Source organism: Streptococcus sobrinus DSM 20742 = ATCC 33478 (assembly GCF_000686605.1).
Taxonomy (GTDB): domain Bacteria; phylum Bacillota; class Bacilli; order Lactobacillales; family Streptococcaceae; genus Streptococcus; species Streptococcus sobrinus.
Map to the genome: position 1 here is coordinate 21,370 of NZ_JMLC01000027.1, position 6,914 is coordinate 28,283.

At 40.4% G+C, this 6,914-nt stretch carries 8 protein-coding genes; 1 reads left to right on the forward strand and 7 read right to left on the reverse strand.

The genetic code is table 11. The features are described from left to right. Positions 1–295: 295 nt before the first annotated feature. The 7 genes from ftsY to BS63_RS01000000111060 all read right to left on the reverse strand — a co-directional run bounded on the left by ftsY (position 296) and on the right by BS63_RS01000000111060 (position 6,437). Complete coding sequence (gene ftsY, locus BS63_RS0108615; protein ID WP_371126185.1) at positions 296–1,780, reverse strand: signal recognition particle-docking protein FtsY; 1,485 nt, start codon at positions 1,778–1,780, stop codon at positions 296–298. Between the two features lie 229 nt (positions 1,781–2,009). Next, complete coding sequence (locus BS63_RS0108620; protein WP_002959801.1) at positions 2,010–2,828, reverse strand: Cof-type HAD-IIB family hydrolase; 819 nt, start codon at positions 2,826–2,828, stop codon at positions 2,010–2,012. Beyond that, positions 2,829–3,626, reverse strand: a complete 798-nt coding sequence (locus tag BS63_RS0108625) for a Cof-type HAD-IIB family hydrolase (RefSeq protein WP_002959798.1) — start codon at positions 3,624–3,626, stop codon at positions 2,829–2,831. It lies immediately after the preceding gene. A gap of 339 nt (positions 3,627–3,965) precedes the next feature. Beyond that, positions 3,966–4,568 (reverse strand): PTS transporter subunit IIC, encoded by a 603-nt coding sequence (locus BS63_RS1000000112485; RefSeq protein ID WP_080651903.1) that lies wholly within the window; start codon positions 4,566–4,568, stop codon positions 3,966–3,968. A gap of 40 nt (positions 4,569–4,608) precedes the next feature. Continuing rightward, positions 4,609–4,908, reverse strand: coding sequence for a PTS sugar transporter subunit IIB (locus tag BS63_RS0108635; protein ID WP_002959794.1), 300 nt, complete (start codon positions 4,906–4,908; stop codon positions 4,609–4,611). 13 nt (positions 4,909–4,921) lie between these two features. Further along, complete coding sequence (locus tag BS63_RS0108640; RefSeq protein WP_002959793.1) at positions 4,922–5,398, reverse strand: PTS sugar transporter subunit IIA; 477 nt, start codon at positions 5,396–5,398, stop codon at positions 4,922–4,924. 28 nt (positions 5,399–5,426) lie between these two features. Continuing rightward, positions 5,427–6,437 carry a PTS sugar transporter subunit IIA gene (locus BS63_RS01000000111060; RefSeq protein WP_231910487.1) on the reverse strand — a complete coding sequence of 337 codons (1,011 nt, stop codon included), beginning with the start codon at positions 6,435–6,437 and terminating at the stop codon, positions 5,427–5,429. Between the two features lie 265 nt (positions 6,438–6,702). Here BS63_RS01000000111060 and BS63_RS1000000111915 point away from each other — a divergent pair. Continuing rightward, positions 6,703–6,914: helix-turn-helix domain-containing protein (locus BS63_RS1000000111915; protein WP_028798544.1), on the forward strand; the 212-nt coding region annotated here is incomplete at its 3' end.

Consider the following 6,914-nt stretch of genomic DNA (forward strand, 5'->3'; position numbering starts at 1 on the left):
TAGGTGTAACGTTTATTATGATAAAACTAGATTACTTTTATTCTTTTTCCAATGTAATCATTCTTTCCTAATTTGACCTATAAGAGTGATCTAACATATAAATATTACATCCTAACTACTACTTCTTTAGTTGCCTTGTCCTTGTGATAAGGTAAAAAAAGCCTGTCCTTAGGGACAGGGCTTTTTTTACCAACTAATTTTAGGCTAGCTTATGCAGCCTAAATCTAGGGACTGGTTAAATTATAATATTAAAAGGAAGCTAGGACAAAGAGCCCTAGCCTCCTTATTTTGCTATTTAAAGCAAGCCTTCCAATAAGCCTTGCATAAATTCCTCTGAATGGAATTCACCGATGTCATCAATCTTTTCACCAAAACCAATGAACTTAACGGGAATATCCAATTCCTGGCGAATGGCTAAGACAACACCACCCTTAGCGGTTCCATCAATTTTAGTCAGAACTAGCCCAGTCAGTGGAGTAATCTTTGAAAATTCTTTAGCTTGGCTAAGGGCATTTTGACCAGTTGAAGCATCCAGCGCCAAGAGAGTTTCGTGGGGGGCATCTGGCACAACTCGTTTGACAATTCGGCCAATCTTTTCTAACTCAGCCATGAGGTTCTCTTTATTTTGCAAACGGCCAGCCGTATCAATCATCAAGACATCAACGCCTTCGGCAACTGCCTTTTCCATGCCGTCAAAAACGACACTGGCCGGGTCAGCCTTTTCAGGACCAGTTACTACCGGCACACCAACTCGGTTGCCCCACTCAACCAGCTGAGCAACAGCTCCAGCCCGGAAGGTGTCGGCTGCGATTAGCATGACCTTCTTTCCTTGATTCTTATACTTGTAGGCAAGCTTCCCGATTGAAGTCGTCTTACCGACACCATTGACACCAACAAAGAGCATAACAGTCAGGTCATCTTGGAAATTAATTTTTTCATTGAATTGGCCATCTTTTTCATAGATATCAACCAATTTTTCAATGACCACCCGCCGAACATCTTCGGTCTTCTTGGCATTTTCCAGTTTGACCTCATAGCGTAATTCCTCAGTCAGATTGGTAGCCACTTGGACACCGACATCAGAAAGAATCAGCATTTCTTCAAGGTCTTCAAAGAATTCCTCATCGACACGGCGGAAGTTAGCAAAGAAGGCATTAAGACGAGCGCCAAATCCGGTCCGAGTCTTTTTCAAACTGCGATTATACTTCTCTTGCTCGCTTTCTTGGTTCGCTGGGCCTTCCTCATTTTCTGGGACTGCACCCGCTTGAATCTGCTGACTGACATCAGTCGCTGGAGCCTGTTCTTGTGCCGAATCTTCTGGTTCTGCGGCCTCCTGGTCAGCTTTTGAGAAAACTTCTTCGGAGCCAGCAGTATCAGCTGCTTGCTCAAAATCTTTTTGGGGGTTGGCTTCCTCATTAGAGGTCTCCGCTTGCACAATTGGAGCAACTGTGGAGTGTGAATTTTGGCTAGCTGAGGCAGCCTGAGACTGCTCTTCTCCTGAGACTAGGTCAGCCTCTGCCGACTTTACGGCATCAGTCTCTCCTTCAGCTTCAGACTTTTTTGGGCCGTCAATGACCTCCGAAAAAATCTCTTGGCTCTTATCTTCTGAACTGGCAACTGTATCTGACAAAATATCATTATCTTCGGCCAAAGATGACTTAAGAGCATTGTAATCGGCCATAAAGTTCTCAGAATCGAGCACATCCTTGACCCAGTTAGGGTCCTTAGTCTCAGAGGCCAGCACCTCAATGGACTCAGAAAGTGATTGGTGCCCACTCATTTCCGAGGTAAATTCTGAACTGACTTGAGATCCTTCAGCTGCTGGCTGAGGCTGAGAGGATTGAAGCTCCTCTTCTTCTACAGCTTCTGAACTTACTAAAATCTGTTCTACTTCTTCTTTTTTCTCCTTCTTCTTACCAAATAGGCGATCGAATAATCCCATATATTTCTCCTTTATCTAATAATTACTCTACTAGTCGTTCATATCTTTACTAACAGGGACTAGCCAGTTATTTTTGCAAAATATAGCGGTCGACAGCTTCTGCCACACCGGAGTTTTCATTAGTCCGACTTGTGACAACTTTAGCTGTTTCTTTGACTAGGGGGACACCATTAGCCATGGCGACACCCAGTCCTGCCCATTTTAACATAGTTAAGTCATTTTCTTCATCACCGACTGCCATGACCTGACTAGCATCGAGGCCTAGATAATCACAGAGTAGCTGTAAGCCTACGGCCTTATGCACGCCCTTAGGCATGATTTCCAAAATAATTTCCCGCGACTTAAAGACCTCGTAGTCTTGACGCAGGCTATCTGGCAATTGGGCAATTCTTTGGTCCAGATAATCTTCTGGACAGACGGTGACAATCTTATTGTAAACAATATCTCTTGGAAGCTGGTCTAAACTAGGAATTTCCACAAAGGTCAAGAGAGGATTGGCCAAATGATAAAGAGATTTCTGACCTCGGCTGGGAATACTGTAGACAATCCCATCTGACAGGACATCAACCGGCAAACCAAGAGGTTCGAGGACACCGTGGATATTTTCAACATCCGCAAATGCCAACTCGTGCTTGGCCAAGATTTGACCAGTATTGCGTTGAACGAGGCCGCCATTAAAGGTGATGCTGTAATCCTCTGGACTGACTAAATCAAGCTCATCTAAGAGATCGCCAATAGCAGCAAGCGGTCTCCCCGTTGTGATGACGACCTTGACACCTTTTGCATAAGCCTCTTTAAGGGCTCGTCGGTTCTCTAGACTGACTTGCTTTTGGCTATTAAAAAGTGTGCCGTCCAAATCTAGGGCCAATAGTTTAATTTCTGTCATTTACTCTACCAGTCCTTCCATATAAGAAATAACTGCCTCATCATTGCAATGACCAATAACCTGATCTGCAATAGCCTTGACCTCTTGTCTCGCATTATCAGTAGCAATAGCTTGGCCAGCAAACTTCAGCATTTGATAGTCATTCATATTATCCCCAAAGGCCAAGACCTGGTCTGGATTGATATCCAATTTTTGGCACATGGCTGCTAATCCTGTTGATTTATCAACATTGGCTAGGACAATATCCAAGGACTGAAAACCAGTTGTCATGGCTGTCGCACCATCCAGATGCTGATTTAGCCAAGCTTCCCGCTCATGAATGGTTTCTTCCTTGAAATTAACAGTAATTTTGAAAATATCATCGTCGATATCTGCCAAATCGGTCACTCTTTGAACATTTTCATAGTAGTCCTTAACGAAATCAATATAGTCAGCAGAAGCGGTTTCCAAGGCATAAGCTCCCTGACAGCCAGATAGCATGTAGCCCGTCAAATCAGGCAGGTCATCCAAGAGTCCCGTCAATTTCAGATAAAAATTTTTCTCCATTTTAGCTTCAAAAAGGACCTGATTATCATGGAGGACAAAGGAACCATTTTCAGCAACAAAGGCAAGGTCATGTTCAAAACCAGAAAAGACCTTCTCTAGGGCAATCATAGCCCGACCACTAGCCACAGTGAACAAGATTCCCTGCTCTTTCAACTTGGGTAAAAGTCGGCTCAGACGATTCTTATCATAGCTGCCATCTTCCTTAAGGAAGGTCCCGTCCATATCTGTTGCAATCAATTTAATATTTGACACGCTATTCTCCCTGTAAATTAAAGAGTGAGTTAAAGCGAGGACTTGACCATGAAGTTGTGGCCCACTCTTCTTTGCTTAAAAATCACTTATAACCATTGTATCAGAATTTCTCGTTTTTTTCTGCCTCTTGGGGATTTCGCAAGAAACTTATCATTATTATCAAAACCTTGTTATCTTCTTGTTACTGAAAATGTTGGCTCTTGCCTTTTATCATTCACCCAGGCTACATCAATTATAAAAGAGGATAAGACAGAGTCCTAACCTCTTTATTTTTCTCCTAGGAATTCTGAGAAAGGAGTCTCACAGTCACTGGAGAATTCCTCTTATGCTCCTAAACCTCTATGATAGTTCCTCTGGATTAGAGGCAATCAGTACTTTTAGTTCTTTTCCATCTGCCATAGCTGCGAAGGCATCACGCCAATGCTCTAAATCATAAACAGCTGTTACCATTTTTTCAGCATTAATGGCTCCCTTGCTTTCCAAGTGAATGACAATATCCCAGTCAAAAGGATTTTGCGAGCGCGAACCAATATAATTAACTTCATGTTGAATAATCGTTCGTTGATCCATAGCATTCAAGTCTTTTGAAAATAGTCCAACTTGTTGCAAAGTTCCACCTTTTTTCAATAATGGTAGAGCAGTATTAACCGCTTGTATGGCTCCTGAACAATCATAGACAATATCTAAACCAACACCATCGGTAACTGTTAAATTAAGCCCCATTCTCTCAACCATTGCTTGTGCTGCGGGGCCAACATTGTCCGATAGCAATCCCAAGACTAGGTTGATACCCAACATTCCAATCCCAACGGTTAAGCCTGAAGTGATGGCTTTCTTCAAAGGTACCCTAAAGACCATTGCTAAGATGAAAATAATAATGGGAAGGACTACACTAGAGCCCATATTTAAAATACTTTGAACGATATTTGTCAATGTCGTCATAACATTCCTCTTTTTTGGATTCTGAAGATTCAATCGAATTCTAACTATCAGACTGAATTTTTTTAACTGTATCCAGAATTTCTTCTTCTGCTTTTGCCTGATTAATACCTGTCAAAAAGGACATTGCCTTAATCGCTGGTATATCATACGTCGTTGGCAGCATTGTTGTGGTAATTAACATATCGTAATCATTTTGGAGTGATGCTGCTTCTGCAATTTTAATTTGCCGAAATTCGGCATCAATCTGATGCTTTGAAAAGAGATCTTCAATTTTCTTCATAACCACTGTTGAAGTTGCGATGCCAGCACCACAAGCTACCAATACTTTTACCTTTGCCATAATAGTGACTCCTTTATAAATTATTTGTTTTTACTATTGTTAAGACTTCCTCTGCAGAAGTTGCTGCTACAATCTTAAATAAGAGCTTTTCATTTTGGATCAGGCCCATCAAGGATTGAAGCATCTCAAGTTGTTCGTGAGGCTGGTTTAAACCTAAAACAAATACCAGACTGGCTTGAACAAGCTGAGAAGGATCTTCCATACTCTTAAAAGGGATGGGACTTTGATTAATAACTACCGCCACAAATTCTTTAAAAATACACTCGGCATCTGTGTGTGGAATCGCAACACCAATTTTTTCTAACTGAATACCTGTGGGAAAATTGGCTTCTCTATCTATAACCCGAGAAAGAAAGTCTTCTCTGGTATTGCCCAGTGCAAGGGTCACATCCGAAATTGTCTCGAATAATTCCTTGCTCGTACTAAATGATTTATTGGTAAAAATTAAATTTTCATCTAAATAGTCTAGTAATTTGATATTTTCAGACATTGCTAAGTCTCCTTAATGACTAAATTTTTTATTCAAAAAGTCCTTGGATAAATTCTTCCTTATCTTTACTTACCTTTAATTTATCAATATATTTGGCATTACTGATCCGTGAGTACAAACTAATCAGAGCATTTTTATAGACCTCTTCATCATCTTCAGCAATGGCTATCAGAATAATAACACTGACTAGGTTTTGACCCCATTTGATGGGCTTATCTAAAGTCATCGTAATCAGGCCCGAATTCCTGACGACACTGGGATCTGCGTGAGGTAAGGCCACCCCAGTATATACTCCTGTACTGCCTAACTTCTCACGGGACAAAACTGACTTAAAAATCGTTCTAGCCATCTTTTTATCTGGGAAGGCAAGATTTATCATCTTCTTGATTGAGCCTTCCACTGTCCTACAAGACTGTTTAATGAGGATATTATCTTTGAGTAAATCTAAGATGATTTTCTTAGAGATCTCTTCTCGATTTTGTACAGATAGGTAGGAGGTTAGAGAGGCTCTATTCTTTTCGGTCAGCTTGTTGTAGGCTCTTTGAATTTTTTCTCTTTCTGCATCAGTCACAACTGGACTAACAAGGATATAAGGATTAGCGAAATTTTCTAACTCAACAGAACTAATGATCAAGTCGGCATTTTCAATAGCAGACTTGTTTAGCTTCCGCCAATCCAGACTAATCAGTCGATCAAAACCTGAAACGAGCTTCCGAACAGAATTTATAATCAATTCCGAAGTTGCTAAGCCGTGGGGATAAATAACGTAAATATTCAATGGTTTACTAATCTTTTCGACCGCAATTTCAAAATAAATCGTCAAACAGATGTTATGAATCTCCGAAACATCTAACATCTGTATCGGTATCTCAGTAGTCTTACTCAGTAAATCACCAGCAATAATATAAACTTCATATTGCGATAAATTTTTTATTAAAGATTTCGGTTCTTCTGGAACGACATGGTGGCCACTTTTGTAGCGATAACTGCTGATTAAAAGATCCAAAATCAAATAAACTCGGTAAGAATCATTAATCATAAATTGATAGTTTGCTTCTGAATCACTAATATAACGATCTATGTTTTCGACCAGTTCAGCAGCAAAAAATTGGGATAAACAGCTAGATCTACTCGTTTCATTTTCTAAATCAAAATGCTTAATCAAGTAATTTCTCAAAAATTTCCTGACATCTTCTTCATTTCTATACTGGATAAATTGTAAAATATAGTGCAACAAAAAAACTCATAGCGTTTCATTGGTGTAAACTGTAAGTAACCACACAAACAGAACCCGAGGAAAAACTATGAGCTACTCCCATCTTACCATAACCGACCGAATAAAGATAGAAACCTACTTAGAATTAGGTTTGAAACCTTGCCAAATTGCAAATAAACTTGGCGTCCATAAGTCTACTATTTCAAGAGAGTTAAGACGATGCCAAAATGGTTATTCCGCAGCCTTAGCACAGGAACAGTACGACCACAGGGCTAAGCAAAAAGGTCGGAAGTCTCGTTT

Excerpts from the sequence above, each read along its gene's own strand:
- BS63_RS0108635 (WP_002959794.1), bottom strand. The coding sequence starts at position 4,908 with ATGGCAAAGGTAAAAGTATTGGTAGCTTGTGGTGCTGGCATCGCAACT.
- BS63_RS1000000112485 (WP_080651903.1), bottom strand. The coding sequence starts at position 4,568 with ATGACGACATTGACAAATATCGTTCAAAGTATTTTAAATATGGGCTCT.
- BS63_RS0108640 (WP_002959793.1), bottom strand. The coding sequence starts at position 5,398 with ATGTCTGAAAATATCAAATTACTAGACTATTTAGATGAAAATTTAATT.
- BS63_RS01000000111060 (WP_231910487.1), bottom strand. The coding sequence starts at position 6,437 with ATGATTAATGATTCTTACCGAGTTTATTTGATTTTGGATCTTTTAATC.
- ftsY (WP_371126185.1), bottom strand. The coding sequence starts at position 1,780 with ATGAGTGGGCACCAATCACTTTCTGAGTCCATTGAGGTGCTGGCCTCT.
- BS63_RS0108620 (WP_002959801.1), bottom strand. The coding sequence starts at position 2,828 with ATGACAGAAATTAAACTATTGGCCCTAGATTTGGACGGCACACTTTTT.